14 protein-coding genes, 3 tRNA genes and 1 pseudogene are annotated in these 21,196 nt (G+C 21.6%); 2 read left to right on the top strand and 16 right to left on the bottom strand.

The features are described from left to right. Nucleotides 1–11 precede the first annotated feature (11 nt). The 12 genes and pseudogenes from H0H37_RS00190 to H0H37_RS00140 all read right to left on the bottom strand — a co-directional run bounded on the left by H0H37_RS00190 (nt 12) and on the right by H0H37_RS00140 (nt 15,838). The gene (locus H0H37_RS00190) at nt 12–2,729 is read right to left on the bottom strand and encodes a 2-oxoglutarate dehydrogenase E1 component (protein ID WP_185882448.1); all 2,718 of its coding nucleotides are present in this window, start codon (nt 2,727–2,729) and stop codon (nt 12–14) included. Nucleotides 2,730–2,786: 57 nt separating this feature from the next. Then, on the bottom strand, nt 2,787–5,450 hold the full coding sequence (gene alaS, locus H0H37_RS00185) for an alanine--tRNA ligase (protein ID WP_185882447.1): 2,664 nt from the start codon (nt 5,448–5,450) through the stop codon (nt 2,787–2,789). A gap of 33 nt (nt 5,451–5,483) precedes the next feature. Then, nucleotides 5,484–6,239, bottom strand: a complete 756-nt coding sequence (locus H0H37_RS00180; RefSeq protein WP_185882446.1) for a lysophospholipid acyltransferase family protein — start codon at nt 6,237–6,239, stop codon at nt 5,484–5,486. A gap of 12 nt (nt 6,240–6,251) precedes the next feature. Continuing rightward, nucleotides 6,252–8,075, bottom strand: a complete 1,824-nt coding sequence (locus tag H0H37_RS02760; RefSeq protein WP_238785495.1) for a cytochrome c biogenesis protein — start codon at nt 8,073–8,075, stop codon at nt 6,252–6,254. A 31-nt stretch (nt 8,076–8,106) separates the two neighbouring features. Continuing rightward, on the bottom strand, nt 8,107–9,534 hold the full coding sequence (locus H0H37_RS02755) for a cytochrome c biogenesis protein ResB (RefSeq protein WP_238785494.1): 1,428 nt from the start codon (nt 9,532–9,534) through the stop codon (nt 8,107–8,109). 31 nt (nt 9,535–9,565) lie between these two features. Then, nucleotides 9,566–10,330 carry an MBL fold metallo-hydrolase gene (locus H0H37_RS00170; RefSeq protein WP_185882445.1) on the bottom strand — a complete coding sequence of 255 codons (765 nt, stop codon included), beginning with the start codon at nt 10,328–10,330 and terminating at the stop codon, nt 9,566–9,568. 8 nt (nt 10,331–10,338) lie between these two features. After that, nucleotides 10,339–11,334 carry a recombinase RecA gene (gene recA / locus H0H37_RS00165; protein WP_185882444.1) on the bottom strand — a complete coding sequence of 332 codons (996 nt, stop codon included), beginning with the start codon at nt 11,332–11,334 and terminating at the stop codon, nt 10,339–10,341. A gap of 107 nt (nt 11,335–11,441) precedes the next feature. Beyond that, nucleotides 11,442–12,287: a lytic transglycosylase domain-containing protein gene (locus H0H37_RS00160; protein ID WP_185882443.1), complete on the bottom strand. Its 846-nt coding sequence runs from the start codon at nt 12,285–12,287 to the stop codon at nt 11,442–11,444. A gap of 394 nt (nt 12,288–12,681) precedes the next feature. Next, a pseudogene (locus H0H37_RS00155) lies at nt 12,682–12,855 on the bottom strand (Sec-independent protein translocase subunit TatA/TatB); the annotation flags it as partial. 81 nt (nt 12,856–12,936) lie between these two features. Beyond that, nucleotides 12,937–13,962 carry a sugar phosphate nucleotidyltransferase gene (locus tag H0H37_RS00150; protein ID WP_185882442.1) on the bottom strand — a complete coding sequence of 342 codons (1,026 nt, stop codon included), beginning with the start codon at nt 13,960–13,962 and terminating at the stop codon, nt 12,937–12,939. Nucleotides 13,963–13,969: 7 nt separating this feature from the next. Further along, nucleotides 13,970–14,362 carry a dCTP deaminase/dUTPase family protein gene (locus tag H0H37_RS00145; RefSeq protein ID WP_185882441.1) on the bottom strand — a complete coding sequence of 131 codons (393 nt, stop codon included), beginning with the start codon at nt 14,360–14,362 and terminating at the stop codon, nt 13,970–13,972. Next, nucleotides 14,363–15,838 (bottom strand): lipopolysaccharide biosynthesis protein, encoded by a 1,476-nt coding sequence (locus H0H37_RS00140; protein WP_317168506.1) that lies wholly within the window; start codon nt 15,836–15,838, stop codon nt 14,363–14,365. A 78-nt stretch (nt 15,839–15,916) separates the two neighbouring features. On the opposite strand from H0H37_RS00140, the gene H0H37_RS00135 reads away from it, so the two are divergent. Next, nucleotides 15,917–16,594 carry an ATP-dependent Clp protease proteolytic subunit gene (locus H0H37_RS00135; RefSeq protein WP_185882440.1) on the top strand — a complete coding sequence of 226 codons (678 nt, stop codon included), beginning with the start codon at nt 15,917–15,919 and terminating at the stop codon, nt 16,592–16,594. Here H0H37_RS00135 and H0H37_RS00130 read toward each other — a convergent pair. The 3 genes from H0H37_RS00130 to H0H37_RS00120 all read right to left on the bottom strand — a co-directional run bounded on the left by H0H37_RS00130 (nt 16,595) and on the right by H0H37_RS00120 (nt 16,850). Next, nucleotides 16,595–16,668 (bottom strand) — tRNA-Arg (locus tag H0H37_RS00130). Between the two features lie 14 nt (nt 16,669–16,682). Continuing rightward, nucleotides 16,683–16,757, bottom strand: a tRNA-Pro gene (locus tag H0H37_RS00125). A gap of 6 nt (nt 16,758–16,763) precedes the next feature. Next, nucleotides 16,764–16,850: transfer RNA gene (locus tag H0H37_RS00120), tRNA-Ser, on the bottom strand. Nucleotides 16,851–17,195: 345 nt separating this feature from the next. Between H0H37_RS00120 and tsaD the strand changes: the two genes are divergently transcribed. Then, complete coding sequence (gene tsaD / locus H0H37_RS00115; protein ID WP_185882439.1) at nt 17,196–18,224, top strand: tRNA (adenosine(37)-N6)-threonylcarbamoyltransferase complex transferase subunit TsaD; 1,029 nt, start codon at nt 17,196–17,198, stop codon at nt 18,222–18,224. Here the strand turns inward: tsaD and gcvP are convergent. After that, the gene (gene gcvP / locus H0H37_RS00110; RefSeq protein WP_185882438.1) at nt 18,221–21,136 is read right to left on the bottom strand and encodes an aminomethyl-transferring glycine dehydrogenase; all 2,916 of its coding nucleotides are present in this window, start codon (nt 21,134–21,136) and stop codon (nt 18,221–18,223) included. The two genes, tsaD and gcvP, sit on opposite strands and share 4 nt — an antisense overlap. Nucleotides 21,137–21,196: the final 60 nt, after the last annotated feature.

Genomic DNA, 21,196 nt, shown 5'->3' with positions numbered 1-21,196 from the left:
TTATGATGAGTTTATAAAAAAGCCTTTTCTAATATATTATTTTGAATTTTTAAAAAAGTTTTTAAAGAACCAGTAGATGGACTAGAACTTTCTGATGGAGCAACTAATGTAAATGGGATATCTTTTCCAAATTGTCTAATTAAAAAACTCCATATTCCCATGTTTGCCGGTTCTTCTTGAACCCATATAGTATCTTTTCTATTTTTATATTTGTCCAGCAAATTTTGAATTGTTTTTTCTTTTAATGGATAAATCTGTTCTATACGTATTAAAATAGTTTCTGTATTTTGAATATATTCTTTTCTTTTTAATAAATCATAATATATTTTTCCAGAACAAAATATTAATTTTTTTATTTTATTTTCATTAATACATGAAGAATCTTCGATAATTTCATGAAATGTACCATTAGATAAATCTTCTAATGTTGAAAAACATTGTGGATGACGTAATAAACTTTTTGGTGTAAAAATTAATAGTGGTTTTCTAAAATTGAATTTCATTTGTCTTCTTAATAAATGATAATAATTTGCTGGAGTAGTACAATTTGCTAAAAATAAATTATTATTTGCACATAATTGTAAATATCTTTCAATACGAGCCGAAGAATGTTCTGGTCCTTGACCTTCATATCCATGAGGTAATAATAAAACTATACCATTACAAATTTTCCATTTACTTTCTCCAGAAGCAATATATTGATCTATTATTATTTGTGCTCCATTACCAAAATCTCCAAATTGAGCTTCCCATATAGTTAAAATATAAGGAGAGAATAAAGCATATCCATAATCAAATCCTAAAACACCATATTCTGAAAGTGGTGAATTATAAACTTCAATTAATTTTTGTCCTTGTTTAATTTGATTTAAAAGAATAATTTCTTCTTCAGTTTCTGTTTTAATAATAATATGTCGTTGAGAAAATGTTCCTCTCGCTACATCTTCCCCAGATAATCTAATAGAATATCCTTCATCTAATAAAGTTCCATATGCAAGTAATTCTGCACTACTCCAGTCAACTAATTTTTTAGTTAAAATTAAATTTAATCTATTTTTAAAAATAGAAATTGTTTTTTTAAAAAAATGTTTATCCTTTGGAAGAGTAAAAATAGATTTAGCAATATGAATTAATTTATTTAAAGAATATGTAGTATTGATTTTTTGAAAAATTTTTTGTGTATCAACAATTAATGGAAATTCTTTCCATTCTTGTTCTAAAAAAGAAGTTAAAATATTCCACTTAATGTCTTTCGATTTTTCATATTCATTATGAAGAATTGTTTGATATTTTTTTTCTATAATTTGGATATTATTGTTATTAATAATGTTTTCGTTTTCTAATTGTTCTTTATATAATTCATATACATTTTTATGTTGATAAATTAATTTATACAATATAGGTTGAGTATAACGTGGATCATCTCCTTCATTATGTCCATATTTTCTATACCCTATTAAATCTATAAAAACATCCTCATGATAACGCATTCTAAAATCTATAGCAAAATAAATAGATTTTATAACAGATTCAATATCATCTGCATTAATATGTAAAACTGGTGACATAACAATTTTTGCAATATCTGTACAATAAATACTAGATCTTCCTTCCATTTCATTTGTTGTAAATCCAATTTGATTATTAATAATTATATGAATAGTTCCTCCAGTATGATATCCGTTTAATTTGGAAAATTGAATTACTTCATATACTATTCCTTGACCTGATATTGCTGCATCTCCATGAATTAATATTGGAATAATTTTATTTTTATTTTTTGTATAAATATTATCAATTTTTGATCTTGTTAAACCTTCTACTATAGCATCAATAGATTCTAAATGAGATGGATTGGGTAATAAACTAATTTTAATGTTTTTTCCAATAGAATTGGTTTTTATTTTAGTAAATCCTAAATGATATTTCACATCACCAGATAATAATGCATCTTGATACTCTTTTCCATAAAATTCATTAAATATATATGAATAATTTTTTTTTAAACAATTAGCAAGAAAATTTAATCTACCTCTGTGAGACATTCCAATAATAAATTCTTCTGTATTATATTCAGTAGAAGCATATTCAATCATTTCTTCTAATGCAGGTAATGTAGATTCATTTCCTTCTATAGAAAATCGTTTTTGTCCAATAAATTTATTATGTATAAAATGTTCAAATGCAATAGCTTCGTTTAATTTTTTTAAAAAAAAGATTTTTTTATATGATTTAAATTCGATATCAATATTGTTATCTAACCATTTCTCTATCCATTTTATTTTTTTTATATCATGAATATACATATATTCAATTCCAATAGAATTACAATATTTGTTTTCTAAAAAATGAATTATATTTCTTAATGATGTTTTTCCAAGTCCTATAAATATTCCAGATTCAAAATTGGAATCTAATTCATTATCTGATAATCCAAAATGATTTAAATTTAAAGATATATCTTCTGAAAGATTTCTCTTTTTTATTATAGGATTAATATTACTAAATAAATGACCTGTTATTTTATACGCTTGAATTAAATTATAAACTAAGAATTCTTTATGATTAAAAATGGTTTTTCCAAAGTTTTCTTCATTGCCAAAATCAAATCCATAAAAAAAAGCTGACCAACTAGGTTCTATTGAATCCGGATTCTCTTTGTATTTTTGATAGAGTAATTCCAAATCTTTAATATGAATTGCATTTAAGAAAGAATATCTATCATTCATAAAACTATTTGAGTTTATTAAGAAATATTTATCAAATTTAAACAATTTAAAAATCTATTAAAATTGTTTCTTAATATAATCATTGATTTCTTTTGCAATTATAGTTAATCCATTTATTTTTTTTCCAATTGCTATAGAAAAAAAAGATTTACCCCAATATTTTCCAATAATATAATTGGAAAAATGTTTCATCATATTATATGCATTAATATTATTTTTTTTTATTATTAAATCTGATATAGAAATAAATAAAATTGGTTGATTATCTTTTATAAAACCTACAATCATAAATAAATTATGAATTTGTAATCGTAAACTTAAACCTATTTTTTTCAATAATTGTAAATCTATATGATTTATATTATTACAGTCAATATCAAATATATAAGTCATATTCGATGTAACTTTAGCTTTGATAAGAAATTCTTTTTTTAAAGATTCCATTCTATGAAAATTGATAGTATTTATTTTTTTTATTAATTGTTTATTTTTTGTAATTAAATCACGGAAAGTATTAACTGTGGGTTCAATTCCATTCATTAATTCTTTTAAAGATTGATATTGTAAATGAATTTTTTTAAGATATTGAATAGCATTATTTGAAGTCATAGCAGTGATTCGTCTTATTCCATAAGCGATAGAAGATTCAGATATAATTTCAAATATTTTAATATCTTTTGTATATTTTACATGTGTACCAATACATAATTCCGATGAATCTCCAAATGTAATGATTCTAATTTCATTAGTATATTTTGTATTAAACTTACCAATATATCCAAATTTTTTTGCTTCTTCATAAGAAGAAAATCGTTTTTCTAATAAATAAAAATTTTTTTCAATATATTCTTGAACTAAATTGACTATTTCATTTAATTGTTGTAAAGAAATTTTTTTATGATAAGAAAAATCAAAACGTAAATAATTCTCTCCTATATAAGAACCCTTTTGTTCAATATTTTTTCCTAAAATTGTTTTCAACGCAAAATATAATAAATGTGTAGATGTATGATTAATTTCAATTTTTGTTCTTCTGATTTTATCTACTACTACTACAAAAGGATCATATATATTATTAGGTAATTGTTTCACAATATGTATAATATCAAGATTTTCTTTTGTTGTATTTTCAATTTTAATTTGTTCGTTATTATTTTTAATATATCCAATATCTCCAATTTGTCCTCCACTTTCAGGATAAAAAGGGGTTTGAGAAAATACAAGTTCATAATAAAATGTATTTTGTAATGTTTGATATATTTTTCTATATTTAATAATAATAATTTTACATGATAAATTATCATATCCTATAAAATTTATTTTATTATTATTTTTTTCTATAAATTTTGGATTATAAATCCATTCATGTTTGAATATTGATATTGTAGTTGTATTAGATTGTTGTTGTTGTTGTAATAATTTTTTATTAAAAACAAATTTATCTATTAACAGATTATTTTTTTTTGCAATTATTTTTGATAATTCAAATGGAAATCCATAAGTATCATATAATTGAAATATTCTATTACCATCAATAATTTGTTGATTTTGTTTTTTGGTGATTGATATAATATGTTTAATTCTATCATATCCTTTGTTAATTACTTTAAAAAAAGAAATTTCTTCTTCTTCTACAATAGATTGAATATATTCTTTTTTTTTTTTTAATTCAGGAAAAAATTTATTCATTTCTTCTATAAAAATATCTACTAGTTTATAAAGAAATGGCTGTTTGTTATTAAAAAAACGAAAAGCATAAATTATAGATCTTCTTAAGATTTTTCTAAGTATATATCCAGCATGATTATTAGATGGACGTTGTCCATCTGATATAGTAAATATTATAGATCTTAAATGATCTGCTATAATATTTATTGAAATATTTTGTTGATATTTATTTGTATATTTATTACCTAAATAATTTTTAATTTTGTGAATGATTGTAATAAAAATATCCGTTTCATAACTAGAATTAACTCCTTGTAATACCATACATAATCTTTCTAATCCCATTCCAGTATCTACATGTTTTTTAGATAAATATTTTAATTTTCCATTTGTTTGTCTAAAAAATTCGATAAAAACAAGATTCCAAATTTCGATTACTTTAGGATGACCTTTATTAATTAAATATTTTCCAGATAATTTATTTTTTTCATTATTACTTCTAAGATCTATATGTATTTCAGATGATGGACCACAAGGTCCTACTTCCCCCATTTCCCAAAAATTTTCATTTTTTCCAAAAAATAAAATATGATCATGATTAATCAAATGTTTCCAAATTTTTAGAGATTCTTTATCCATTGATAATTGATCTTGATCATTTCCAAGAAAAATAGTAACAAAAATATTTTCTTTAGAAATGTGATATTCTTTTGTTAATAATTCTATTGCCCATTCTATTGTTTCTTGTCTAGAATAATCTCCAAAAGACCAATTTCCTAACATTTCAAACATAGTATGATGATAATTATCATATCCTACATTTTCTAAATCATTATGTTTACCAGAAATTCTAAGACATTTTTGAATATTAGCAATTCTATGATACTTAGGAATTTGTTTTCCTAAAAAAATATCTTTAAATGGATTCATACCAGAATTAATAAATAATAAACTTGGATCATCATCTAAATAAATAGGAAAAGATGGTAATATTTTATGATCCTTTTTTTGAAAAAAATTTAAAAAAGTATTTTTAACTTTTTGATATTGCATTATTAATAATTTTTATTCTATTTAATTTAGAATTTAGATTGATTTATATTTAGGAGATTGTTCAATTGCATCCATAATTTTTTCCATAATATGTTTTGTTGTATCATTTTTTAAATCTAATTGCATAGGTTTTTTAAAAATCATTGTTTGTAAAACACCTTTTTGTTTAATTTTTATTCCTTTTTTATCATAAGCTTGTTTAAATCCATCTATTACAATAGGAACTACTATAGGATTATATTTTTTGATTACATGTACTATTCCTCTTCTACCAGGAGCAAATGCTTTAGTAGTTCCTTGTGGAAAAGTAATTAACCATCCATTATTTAATGCTATCCCCATACGAGTAATTTCTGATAAATCTATAATATATGATTTGTTATTATTACTATGAATCCATGGTCTATTCACTATAATTCCTCCTGAATAACTAAATAATTTAGTTAAAATACCTTGATTCATAGTTTCTCTTGCTGCAACATAATATAAATTTATGATTGGATTAAATAGATATATTGGATTTTTGATAGTATTTATAAATCCATTTTTGACACTAGAAAAAACATGAAACATAGCAAAAACATCAGCAAAATAAGTTTGATGATTAGACACAAAAAGCACTTTGTTAGTTGGAAGATTCTGTATATATTCTGTTCCTGTTAAACGCAATTTATTGAATCCATTATATCTATTATAAGAAATACAACCTAAAGTAAATATTAAAAAACGTTTAATAAAATTTAAATGTCCAAATGCATCTCTAAATAAAGTACTATTATTATATTTCAATACAATCGATAATCATTTCATGTTATTAATAACAATGTTTTTATTATGATTAATCTTATTATTATATTTATTGGAATAAAATGAAAATATTGAAATACCACCTAAAATACATAAATATAAATATATCCAATATGGAATAAATATTGGATCTCCTTTTGCATAAGAATGTAATCCAGATAAATAATAATTGACTCCAAAATAAGTCATTATAATAGATAATATTGCAAACATACTAGAACAATTAAAAATTAGTATATTTTTGCTTATAGATGGGATTAATCTTAAATGTAAAATACAAGCATAAATCATAATGGTAATTAACGCCCAAGTTTCTTTTGGATCCCAACTCCAATATCTTCCCCAACTTATATTTGCCCAAATAGAACCTAAAAACGTACCTATAGTTAATAAAAATAATCCTATAGTGATACTAATTTCATTAATTATTGTCAATTGACGAATTTTAAGATCTATTATTTGTCTATAATTTTCATTATAATTATATAATATATGTAAAATTAATACAAATAAACCGATAACAGATCCTGTAAAAAAAAATCCATAACTAGATGTAATAATAGCAACATGTATAATTAACCAATGTGATTTTAATACTGGGACTAAATGAGTGATTTCTGGATCCATAATATCTCCACTTGCTATAATTAATAAAATAAAAGAACATAAAGAAGTAATTCCTAAAACAAATTTATTTTTATAAAATAATAATCCAATAACTATTAAACACCAACTAATAAAAATAGCTGATTCATATCCATTACTCCAAGGAGGATGTTCAGCAATATACCATCGTAAAATTAAACCAAATAATTCTAAAAGAAATGATAAAAATATAATTAATGATAAAAAATTATAAAAATAATTTATGTATTTATTTTCATAAAAAATATTATAAAAAGAATAAATAATTAATAATATGCCAGTACATAAGTAAATAAATGGTAATAAATAAAATATATTTAATTTATTATATAAAATTTCCATATCAATTTTTCTATTCGATGGTAAAATAGATTGTGCATATTTTATTTGATATAATTTTATTTTTTTTACTTCATTATCAGCATAATTCCAATTATTTGCATATTGTGATTTAAATAAAGATCTTAAATAATGATTAAACATTATAAATCCAATAGTATTAATCTTATTATCATAATAATTATTATTATTTGTAATAATCCAACTTGACCATGTATGATTATTATCATTTTTTATTGGAAAAATACGAAGATATTTACCTTGTAAAATACCATGCAATATTCCAAGTTTTTCACTTAAATTGATAACTGCTTTATCATAATTATTTCTTTTTGCAGGATCTTTTGAAAAAGCTAATTCATAATCTTTTTGAAATAAAAACATGAATTTTGATTGAGTTTTATTAAAATAATATAAATCAATCATAGAAACATATCCATCTTTATTTGATTTTACTTTATGTAAAAAAGTTTTTCCACCAGTTTTATCTACTTTGATAAATGGAACACTAGCCCAAAACAAACTATTTTGATGAATAGATATTATCCATTGATTAGCGTTAATATTTCCAATATAACTTTTTTTATGTATTTTTCTTAATAAATCTAATGCTAAACTATTTATTGGCTTTATTCTTCCTTGTTCATCTTGTACTAATAATTTACTAAAATTTTCTCCATGTGTTTTAGAAATATTAATTTGTTGTGATATATTATTTAAAGAATTATAATATTGGTGATTATTATTAGAAAGTAACAAATGATTAGTTATAAAAACAATTAATATAATTTTATATAAATTATTTAAAATAACTTTTGTAATATTGATGATCATTATGAATTCAAAAGAATTAAAAAAATTAATATTAAATTTTAGATAATGTTTGTAATTTTCGTATTAAAAAATTAAATCTCGACCCCTTCCAAAATAATGTGATTATCATTCCAATACTCATGATAAAATATCCAATATATGAAAATAAAGTACCTAAATAATCATGATTGACATAAAGATGAGTACCTTTTTTATCTGAATCATAACCAGACTGAAAAAATTTATATCCTTTGTAATTTAAAATATGATTCATATAAATATCATAATGTTGTTTATGTTGATGATCTAATAATGTAATATTACTAATAAAAGTAGAAGGAAAATCAGATCCAGGATAATTTTCTATTTTAAATTTATTTAATTTTAATATAAAAGGAAGTGTAATAAATATAGATCCATAACCTATATAAATATATTTTCCATTGAATTTGATTGCTGAACTCATTTGATGAGTTTGTTTACCACCTAAAAAAGTAACAATTTTAGATGTATTTACAAAAGTAATTTTAGCTGTAATTGCGTCTAAATAATCTGTTGGATTTTCAATAGCAGTGACATACATGATTTTTCCCTTTTTAATTTTGTCAGGGATCATCCATTGAATATTGTTAAAATGATTTTTTTTATCATAAATTTGATATAATGATTTTAATTGTAAAGGAGTTATTTTATTTTTTAATATAAAATTTAATTTTTTGTGCATCATATTAATATTAATTGCTAAAAATGATGATTTAACAAATAATTTATTGTTTTTTTCAAAAATTTGTATTCCATAAGGATTATGTTTATTTAAAGAAAATAAAATTCCATTAATATTAATTGATTTTCCATTTTTTAAAAAAAAATCTGTTTTTTTACCTTTTTTATATGAAATAATTTTAATTATTTTTTCTCCTAAATTATTTTCATAAAAAGTTTCTTTAGCATAAGGAATATAATTTATAATTTTAAGATTAAAAATATTGTTATTGTTATACAGAAAATTTCCATTATATGTATGATGAAAAGTAGATAATATATAAGGAACTTTATATTCTGTTATCAAATCATTAACTTGATTTTTTATTTTTAATTTGATATAACTTGTTTCTGAAATTACTTGTCTATTTACATTTCCTTCTTTAAGGAACATTATTCCTTCAAAACTTAAATATCTAGAAAAAATACCACCAATAAATATAAAAATAAATGATAAATGAAAAATAAATATTGGAATTTTGTCATATTTCCATAATTTATATTTCCATATATTGATTATTAAATTAATTATAAATAAAAATATAATGATTTCAAACCAATGTGATTTATAAATATATATTTTAGCTATATCTGTAGAATATTTTTTTTCTACTAATGTACCAATGGCCATTATTATTGCTATTAAAATAAATAATAAAGCAGTTATTTTAGTAGAAAAAAAGTTTTTTTTGAAAACATTTTTTATAATTTCAATCATATCATACTACTTAAAAAATATACAAATAATATTATATTTCTAATCCATCATAAGCTAAATATATATTTTTAGGTAAATTTGCTTGAATTGTTTCATGAAATCCTAAAAAATGACTTATATGTGTAATATAAGCTTTTTTTGGATTAAAATATTGTATCATGTTTAATGAATCATATAATAAATTAGTATGAATAATATTAATGTTATTCGAATATTTTCTTAAAATATTTAATACTAAAATATCTAATCCTTGTAATTTGTTTTTTGTATTAATAGGAATACTACTTGCATCTGTTATATATGCAAAATTATCTATACGAAATCCTAAAATGAGCAATTTGCCATGCCATATATATAAAGGAATAATTTCAATATTATTTATACATATAGGTGTATCATTTATTTCATTAATAGAAAGATTAGATATATTTGATGTTTTTTGATTTGTAAAAATATAATAAAATCTATGTTTAATATGTTGTAAAACACGACGTAATCCATAAATTGGAATTGGATTATTTTTTAAATTTAAAGGACGTATATCATCTAATCCACCTATATGATCTTGGTGTTCATGTGTTATAAAAATAGCATCCAATTTGTTATAATTGGTTCTTAACATTTGATAACGAAAGTCTGGACTACAATCTATTAAAAATATTTGATTGTTTTTTTCTATAATAATAGAACTTCTAAGTCTTTTATCTTTGAAAGATTTTGATAAACAGACAGGATGTGTTGATCCTATAATTGGGATGCCTTGTGAATTACCAGTTCCTAAAAAAGTAATTTTCATATTACATATTAGTTTATAAAATATTGTTGTATAATATTTGTTTTTATTTTATTTCTAATATTGTTTTCACATGTTAAAAATTCTTTTACTGAATCTCTTCCTTGTCCTAAATTAATAGTTCCATAACTAAACCAAGATCCATTTTTTTTGATAATTCCTGCATTTACACCAATATCTAAAATTTCACCAATTTTTGAAATTCCTTCTCCATAGATTATATCAAATTCTGCAGTTTTAAACGGTGGAGATAATTTATTTTTTACTACTTTTACTTTAGTTCTATTTCCTAAAATATTGTCTCCATTTTTAATGTGAACTCCTTTTCTAATATCTAATCTTATTGATGAATAAAATTTTAATGCATTACCACCAGTTGTAACTTCTGGATTACCATATACTCCAATTTTTTCTCTTAATTGATTAATAAAAATCAAAATACTTTTTGATTTACCTATACTTGATGTTAATTTTCTTAAAGCTTGTGACATAAGTCTAGCTTGTAATCCAATTTTAGATTCACCCATTTCACCTTCTATTTCACTTTTAGGAGTTAAAGCCGCAACTGAATCTACTACAATGATATCAATTATTCCAGATCTAATTAAATTATCAACAATTTCTAACGCTTGTTCTCCATGATCTGGTTGAGAAATAATTAATTCTTTAATATTAACACCTATTTTTTTTGCATAAATAGAATCAAAAGCATGTTCAACATCAATAAATCCTGCAAATCCACCAATTTTTTGGGATTGAGTAATTGCATGTAACGCTAATGTAGTTTTTCCAGATGATTCGGGACCAAATATTTCTATAATTCTACCTTTTGGAAATCCTTTAATTCCTAACGCAATATCTAAACTTAAAGATCCAGAAGATACAATTTCTAAATTTTCCATATGAAAATCGCCCATTTTCATAACAGTTCCTTTTCCATAAGTTTGATCAAATTTGTCTAATACTAATTTTAAGGATTGTTTTTTTTGTTCAAAATTTTTATTCATAATTTGTTATCGCAAAAAATATAGAAATTAATATGTAGAAATGTAGAAAAATATAATTTAATTTTAAAAATTACACTTTATTTAATAACATAATTGTTTTACATTATTCATTCATATGGAATATGATGTTCTTTATAATAATTCATGACGTAATTCATTGCTATAAATCTGGTAATATAATTTTTTGTTTCTTTTGGTAAAAAATCTAACATTTTATAATTATTTTTTTTATAATGACTTATACCTACTAATATTTTATTAATCTTTTTAGGTCCTAAATTATATGCATATAAAACTAATTCCCAATTTTTAATGTGTTCATATAAATATCTAAAATATCTACAAGCTGCTTCAGTTGATTTAAAAGGATCTATTCTATCATCATGAATATAATTAATTTTTAATCCATATATTTTACCAGTATCATACATAAATTGCCATAAGCCTTTAGCTCCCATTATAGAAGTCGCATATGGATTCAAACTAGATTCTATAATTGCTAGATATTTTAATTCTTTTGGAAGATGATAATTTTTTAATTTTTTGTCTATCATAGGAAAATAAACATTTGATAAATAAATCATTTTACCTATATATTTACTCATTCTTAAATAACTCTCTATTGAGGCATGTACCATTGTATTATATTTAAATATTTTCATTTTAGATTTTTGATTTAAATTATGAATTCTAATTTTTAAATATTTTTCTTCTATATTAGTAATAATTATTTTTTTATTTTTGGAATACATTATATCAAACATCCCCCCCCATAATTTATCTATATATTGATTGTGATAAAAATGTGAATATTTTTTATTTTTGATAGAGATTATAATATTATGTTTTTGTTTATAATACAATTTTTTTAATGATAATGATGCTGAATATAACGTAATATGTGTTAATACTACAAGTATAAAGAATATAATAATTATTATTTTTTTTTTCATTATTAGTTATTAGATATAGTAAAACGTAATACTCTTCTAAAGAAATAAACAGAAAGTAAAAAATAATGTAGTAAATGTAGTTAGTAGTATAATCGACTATAATATATAAATTTGACTAGTTGGGTAGTATTATAATACTATTATTTATTATTATTTATATATCATTAATAATATTAATAAATATTAATATGTAGTATATTTTTTGAATTATAAAATATAAATTAATATTATTATTTTATTCAGATTTTAATTTATCATTATTATGTAATGTTGTTTCTGATTCAGATTTTAATTTATCATTATTATTTAATGTTGTTTCTGATTCAGATTTTAATTTATCATTATTATGTAATGTTGTTTCTGATTCAGATTTTAATTTATCATTATTATTATTTTCATAATTATCATTAGAAGCTTTTTTAAATTCTTTTAATCCTATTCCTAATCCTCTCATTAATTCTGGTATTTTTTTCCCACCAAAAAGTAATAAAGCAAGAATAACTATAACAACAATTTCTGCTGTTCCAAATGTGCCAAATAAAGTACAATAAATTAATGAAAAATACATATTTATTATCAGGAATAATGATATTTAAAATATAAATATAAATATTTTAAATAAATATATAAAATTTATTTATATAATATTTTATATATGTATAGTTGAATAATCTCCTAAATTTACTGTTTTAGATATTTCTGAAAAAAACACATGATTTCCAATTATAGAATGATGAATATTAATATGTTGAAGAATGGTATAATTTTGTATTATAGATTGTTTTATACAACTATTTTTTATAGTTGTAAATTTTCCTATTGATGTATAAGCTCCAATAATACTATTTTCAATGAAAACATTATTTTCAATATAACATGGAGATATAATGATACTATTTTTTATTATTGATTTTTTATGAATTAATTTTGTTTTTTGAGATTCAATATCAAGTATTGCAGAATTGGAAAAAATTGTATTTTTTATATTTCCAAAATCCATCCATTTGTCTACTTCTTGACTAACAAATGATATTCCTTTTTTTTTCATATTTTCTAATACATCGGTAAATTGATATTCTTTATTTAATTCATTTAATTTTTGATTTAAAATATATTGTAATTCATTTTTTAAAATAGAACTATTTTTAAAATAATAAATTCCAATAATAGCTATATTATAATTTTTTGTTGTTGGTTTTTCTACAAAGTTTGTAATATATCCTGATGAATCACATTTTACAATACCAAAATCATAAGGATTTGTTATTTTTTTAGTAAAAATAATATTATCTGCATCAATATTTTGAATTAAATATTTTTTTTTATGATAAAAAAGTGTATCAGAAAATGCTATAATAATAGGTCCAGTTAAAGATTTATATGCTTGAAATATAGCATCAGCTGTTCCTAATGGTTTATGTTGATAATAAAATTTAATGCATATACCAAAATTTTTTGTTAGATATATTATTTGATGTTCTATTTTATTTTTATCTGAATAATTAATAATAAAAATAAGTTCATTTATACAATATTGGTCAACTATTTGTAATACACATTTTATTAATCTATTTAATAATGTTTGTCCTACTATATTAAATAATGGTTTAGGGGTTGTAATAGTTTGTGGTCGTAATCTTGTCCCTTTTCCTGCTATTGGAATTATAATTTTCATACTATTTTTAAATACCAGTACTACCAAATCCGTTATTTTGTCTAATACTTTTATTAAGTTGAGAACAAAATATCCATTTAATTTTAGGTTGTTTATATAAATCTATTATTACAAGTTTTTCATTAGGATAAATAATAATATTTTTTGAAATCATATTAATCATAAGAATTTTAACTATTTGGTAACAATATGATGGTTTATAAATTTTTTTTGAAATATGAAGAATGCAAATAATTCCAAAATTAATTAATTGTTTTCTTATTAAGAAAATAATTTGTTTTTTTATAGACAATTTTAAGTATAAATTCGTAGGTATTAATTTTCTTTCTAAAATATTAATAATTATTGGTTTATGTATATTTGCATATAATAAACTATAATTTATAATTTTTTGTTGCATTTATTGTAAATGCTTTTTTGTATTAAAAAAATGATTTTTTTCTAAAAAAACAAGTAAAATTAAATATAATAATTGTAAAATTAATCTATATTTTAAATTTTGATAAAATCCACAATATACTATAAAAACAGCACAAAATAAATGTATAATAATATTATATGTTTTTCTAAAATGTTTAAAAAATAAACAATATACAATTATTAGCATACATCCATAAGAAAATAATGTTCCCCAAGCAGGAATTATAAAACTATTTTTATAATTTGGAAAAATAATGAATATAAAATTGAATATACACGTAATAAGTACACCAATAATAGATATATATGTTCCAATAATAGGTTTATCTATGATTTTATAAAAAATAGATAAATTTGTATAAATACCTAATAATAAATTTCCCATCATTACTATTGGAATAATTGAAATAGCTAAATGATATCTTTTATCAATTAAAAATTTAATAATATCAGAAATATTACCACATATTACAACATAAAAAATTAGTCCAAATATAATAAATGTATATATTAATTTTTCATACAAATATTCTACATTATAATCTTTTGATTTTTTAAAAAAAAATGGTTCAATTCCTAATCTAAAAGATTTTAAATATAAACTCATAAAAGAAGCAATTTTATAACATGCTGAATATGCACCATTGATTATATCGGTACCCCATCTTTTAATTAATATTTTATCTAAATTTTCATTAATAGAAAAAGCGATGCTACTTAGCATAATTGGAATTCCATAATTTAACATTTTTTTAGATAATTTGAAATTAAAATTTTTAATGTTTACTTGTTCGATAATAATTGTAAATATTAATAAAAAATTACTGATAGAAGCAATTAAATTTGAAAAAAATATATATCCTGTTTTATCTGTAAAAGCATTAACAATATTAAATAATAAAAAATATAAATTATAATACGAGTTATACGAGTTATTTAAATTATTATTAGTATAACAAAAAAACATATATATGATTATAAAAGATTGTATTAAAATATTAATCATATTGATTATTGTATATTTTAAAGCCATTTCTTTAATTCTTAACCAAGCCATTGGCAAAATACAAATAGTATCAAAAAAAATTATTAAAATAAACATTATTAAGTAATCTACATGATTTTTATAACCAAGCCAATACACTAAGTATTTTAATAAAAAAATAGATAATATTAAATAAAATAAAGATATTATAAATTGAATGATTACTGCTGTTGAAAATACTATTTGAGATGTATAATGTTTTTTAGATAAAAATCTAAAATATGTATTTTCTAATCCAAAAGATAAAAATGAAATAGCTATAAAAGATATTGAATACATATCTGTATAAATAGAAAATTCTGCAAGTTGTAAATATTTAGTAAAAAATTTGATAAAAATATAATTTACAATTCTTGGAAAAAGACATCCAAATGAATAAATTATAGTTTGAATGGCTAATTTTTTATACACTATAATAATTATTATATAAAATATAATTTCTATATTTTTATAGAAAATTTTTTATAACAAATTGAGTAATTTATTAACATGAATGAATATCAACAAAATTCAGAAGAATTTCTTAAATATGCTATTAAACATCATAAAATTAATAGTCTGTTATTAGAACAATATATAAAATTAATGACTCCTTATATTGTTGAAGAAAGAAAATTAAATATAGCACAAATGGATGTATTTTCTAGATTAATGATGGATCGTGTGATTTTTCTTGGAACTCATATTAGTGATCAAATAGCTAATATCATTCAGGCTCAATTATTATTTTTACAGTCATTAGATTCTTCTAAAGATATCCAAATTTATATTAATTCTCCTGGAGGTGAAGTACATGCTGGATTAGGTATTTATGATACTATGCAAATTATTGAACCAGATATTGCAACTATTTGTACTGGAGTCGCAGCATCTATGGCAGCAATTTTACTTTGTTCTGGAGTGAAAAATAAACGATCTGGATTACAACATTCCAGAATTATGATACATCAACCAATTGGAGGAACACATGGACAAGCTTCAGATATAGAAATTACAGTACGTGAAATTTTAAAATTAAAAAAAGAATTATATAATATTATTTCTATCCATTCTGGAATGGATATAGATAAAATAGAAAAAGATTCTGATAGAGATTATTGGATGACTTCTAAAGAAGCTAAAGAATATGGCATGATTGATGAAATTTTAATTAAAAAAAATAAATAGTGATCACGACAGGATTCGAACCTGTTACCTACTGCTTAGAAGGCAGTTGCTCTATCCATTTGAGCTACGTGACCATGTTTATTTAATATCGGGGTAGCAGGATTTGAACCTACGATTTCCTGGTCCCAAACCAGGCGCGATAACCAGACTACGCTATACCCCGTTAATGCGGAGAATGTGGGATTCGAACCCACGCAGTATGTATATATACCGACAGTTTAGCAAACTGTTCCGTTAACCACTCCGGCAATTCTCCCATGCATGTATAGAAGATATATAATACATATTATTAATATTTACTAATTTTTACCTATAAAATATACCATATATATAAATAAACAATATTATAAATTTATTTTAAATATTTTCGCATACTTTGATAATATACTAATTCTAATTTCTTAGTTATAAAAATTTATACTTGATATTATCAATGTACTTATTACTACTATAGAATACATTAATGATTTTCAAATAATATAATTTATTGACTTATTTATTTTTTTATTTTAGTATAGTATATGGTATAAATATAAAAAATCATTATATAATATAATTAATATAATAAATATTTAATTTTAATGGATAATATATTTTATTAATGAAATGTACAAAATCAATTATTATTTTAGGTATAGAATCATCATGTGATGATACTGCTGTATCTATTATGATAAATCAAGAAGTAATATCTAATATTATTATTCATCAAACAATTCATAAACAATATGGAGGTATTGTTCCAGAATTAGCCGCTAGAGAACATGATAAATATTTATTTTCTACGGTAAATAAGGCTATTAATATTGCGAATATTCATCGATCTCAAATTCATGCTGTATCTGTAACAATAGGTCCAGGATTAATAGGATCTTTATTAGTTGGTTATTCTTTTGCAAAATCATTTTCAATGGGGTTAAATATCCCTATTATTGGAGTTAATCATATACATGCACATATATTATCGCATTTTATAAACAATGCTAATTTAAATAATTCATTTCCAAAGTTTCCATTTTTGTGTTTAATGATTAGTGGGGCACATACTCAAATTATTCAAGTCAATGATTTTTTTGATATGAATATATTAGGAACTACTTTAGATGATTCTATTGGTGAATCTTTAGATAAAATAGCAAGATTATTAGGATTTTCTTATCCTGGTGCTATGTGGTTAGATAAAAATTCTAAATTAGGAAATAATAAAAAATTTCATTTTTCTAAACCTAATGTTAAAGGATTAAATTTTAGTTTTAGTGGTCTTAAAACTCAGATTGATAGATTTATTAAAAATCAATTAAAAATCAATACTAATTTTATTAAAAATAATCTTCACAATTTATGTGCATCAATACAAAAAATAATTTCAGAAATTTTAATAGAAAAAATAATATTAGCAATTCAACAAACTAATATTTTTAGAATTGTATTAGCTGGTGGTGTCTCTGCTAATAGTGAAATAACAAAACAATTTTTATTATTAAAAAAACATAATATAGAGATATTTATTCCTAAAAAACAATATACTACTGATAATGGAGCTATGATAGCTATTGTTGGATTGTTTAAACTTAAAAAAAAATTATTTAATATCAATCAACCATTTTCAAAATTTACTCCTTGGTTTTAAGTACAATGACAAATTAAATTTCTATCTCCATATGCATCATTAATTCTAGATAATGATGGCCAAAATTTTCTTTTTTGTATCCAATTTAATGGATAAGCTGCCTTTTGTTTTGAATAAGGATATTCCCATTTTTCATTTATAAAAACATCTATCGGATGAGGTGCATTTTTTAAAACATTATTTTTTTGTGAAAATATTCCAAATTTAATTTCATCAATTTCTTTTCGTATAGAAATTAAAGTTTCTATAAAACGATCTAATTCTTCTTTAGATTCACTTTCAGTAGGTTCAATCATAATACATCCATGTACTGGAAAAGAAATTGTAGGAGCATGATATCCATAATCCATCATTCTTTTGGCTATATCAATTACTTCTATATTTATATTTTTAAATGGTCTACAATCTAAAATTAATTCGTGAGCAACTGTATTATTATCTCCTACATATAATATATTATAAAATTTTTTAATTTTTTCTTTAATATAATTAGCATTTAAAATAGCTATTTCTGTAGCCTCTTTGAGGCCATTTGGTCCTAATAATCTAATATAAGCATAAGATATAGTTAAAATTAAAGGTGATCCATATGGAGCTGCAGAAATAGTTAATCTATGATCATTATTTTCTAATTGTTTAGGTATAGGATCTAAAGGATGATTAGGAAGAAAAGGTATTAAATGTGACGCTACACAAATAGGTCCCATTCCTGGACCACCACCACCATGAGGAATAGCAAAAGTTTTATGTAAATTTATGTGACAAATATCTACACCTAGATCTGATGGTTTAATTAAACCTACTTGTGCATTTAAATTTGCTCCATCCATATAAACTTGTCCACCATTTTCATGAATAGTATTTAATATTTCTATTATATTTGTTTCGTAAACACCATGAGTAGATGGATAAGTTATCATTAATACAGATAAAACATTTTTATATTTTTTAATTTTTTCAAAAAAATCATTTTTATCAATAGATCCATTATGTGTTGTATTGATTATAACTATTTTCATACCAGCCATTTTAGCAGATGCTGGATTAGTTCCATGTGATGAAGATGGAATTAATGCAACATTTCTATGAGATTCATTCATAGAGTTATGAAATGATTTAATTACCATTAATCCAGCGTATTCTCCTTGTGCACCTGAATTAGGTTGTAAAGAAATACCTTTCAATCCAGTAATATTTTTTAAATATTTACCTAAATTATTAATTATAACATTATATCCTTTAGTTTGATTAAATGGAGAAAAAGGATGTATATTTTGCCATTCATTTTGACTTATTGAATATAATTCTGCTGAAGCATTTAATTTCATTGTGCATGAACCTAATGGAATCATAGAATGAGTTAAAGATAAATCTTTATTTTCTAATCTTTTAATATAACGAATCAATTCATTTTCTTTATGATATTTTTTAAAAATTTTATAGTCTAAAAAACCAGAAGTTCTTTTTAAATAAGAAGGAATTTTATGCGGTATTATTATATTATTATTACTTTTAATGTATTTGAAATTAATTGTTTGTGTAGTAGATGCTTTATAAAATATTGATAAAATTCTAGATATATCTTGTTGTGATGTAGTTTCATCTAATGTAATTGTTAATTGATTTTTTTTTGGAATATATCTAAAATTAGTTTTTTTTTGTTCTGCAATTGTTTTGATGTCTTTTAAAGTAAATTGATTATTATTATGTATTTTAATTCTAATAGTATCAAAGTAAAATAAATTTTTTTGACTAATATTATGAATATTATTTAATAGTAAAATTTCTAATTTTTTAGCATAATTATGAATTTTGTTTGCGATGATTTTAAGACCATTAGATCCATGATAAATAGCATACATAGATGCAATTATAGCAGTCAGTACTTGTGATGTACAAATATTGGATGTTGCTTTTTCTCTTTTAATATGCTGTTCTCTCATTTGTAAAGCCATTCGAAATGATTTTTTATTTCTATTATCTATAGATTCTCCAATAATTCTTCCTGGAATAAAACGTTGATATTTTTTATAAGTTGAAAAAAATGCTGCATGTGGACCACCATATCCCATAGGTAATCCAAATGATTGTGTACTGCCAACCACTACATCTGGTTTATATTTCCATTCACCAGGTGGTAATAGTAATGTTAATGCTAATAAATCAGAAGTAATAATAGTTGAAATATTATTTTTATATGCATATTTCATAATATCAGTATAATTATCAAGTTGTCCTGAAGCAGATGGATATGATAATAACATTCCAAATATATTTTTATTTTTATATTGTGTTAAACATTGATAAGAATCATGAATAATTTTAATTCCTAATCCAGTACATCTTGTTTTTACAACAGCAAAAGTTTGAGGAAAAATATCTATTGATATAAAAAAATAATAAGATGATTTAATTACTACTTCTTTTCTTAATTTATTTTGATACAACATAAACATAGCATCTGCTGATGCAGTTGCTTCATCTAACATAGATGCATTACTAATTTCCATACGAGTTATATCTGATACCATAGTTTGAAAATTCATTAATGCTTCTAAACGTCCTTGAGATATTTCAGATTGATAAGGTGTATAAGGTGTATACCAATTAGGATTTTCTAAAATATTTCTTTTAATAACTGCTGGTAAAATAGTATTTTTATATCCCAGGCCTATATAAGATTTATATATTTGATTTTTTTTACCAATATTATTAATATGATTTAAATATTCGTATTCAGAAATTGAATTTGGAATAATTAATTTTTTTTTAAAAAGTAATTTTTTTGGAATAGTTTTATTGATTAAATTTTGAATAGATTGACATTTTAATGTTTGTAACATTTGTTTAATTTCATGACAACTGGGGCCAATATGTCTAAAAGAAAATTGATTAATAATTTCTTGTTGCATAAAAAATAATTTAATATTTTCAAGTTATATATATATTATCATCGTATAAAAAAAATATAC

Source organism: Blattabacterium cuenoti (assembly GCF_014252335.1).
GTDB classification, from domain to species: Bacteria; Bacteroidota; Bacteroidia; order Flavobacteriales; family Blattabacteriaceae; genus Blattabacterium; species Blattabacterium cuenoti_AL.
Note: the sequence above shows the minus strand (reverse complement) of the source record. Positions and strands in the feature narration are given on the sequence as shown.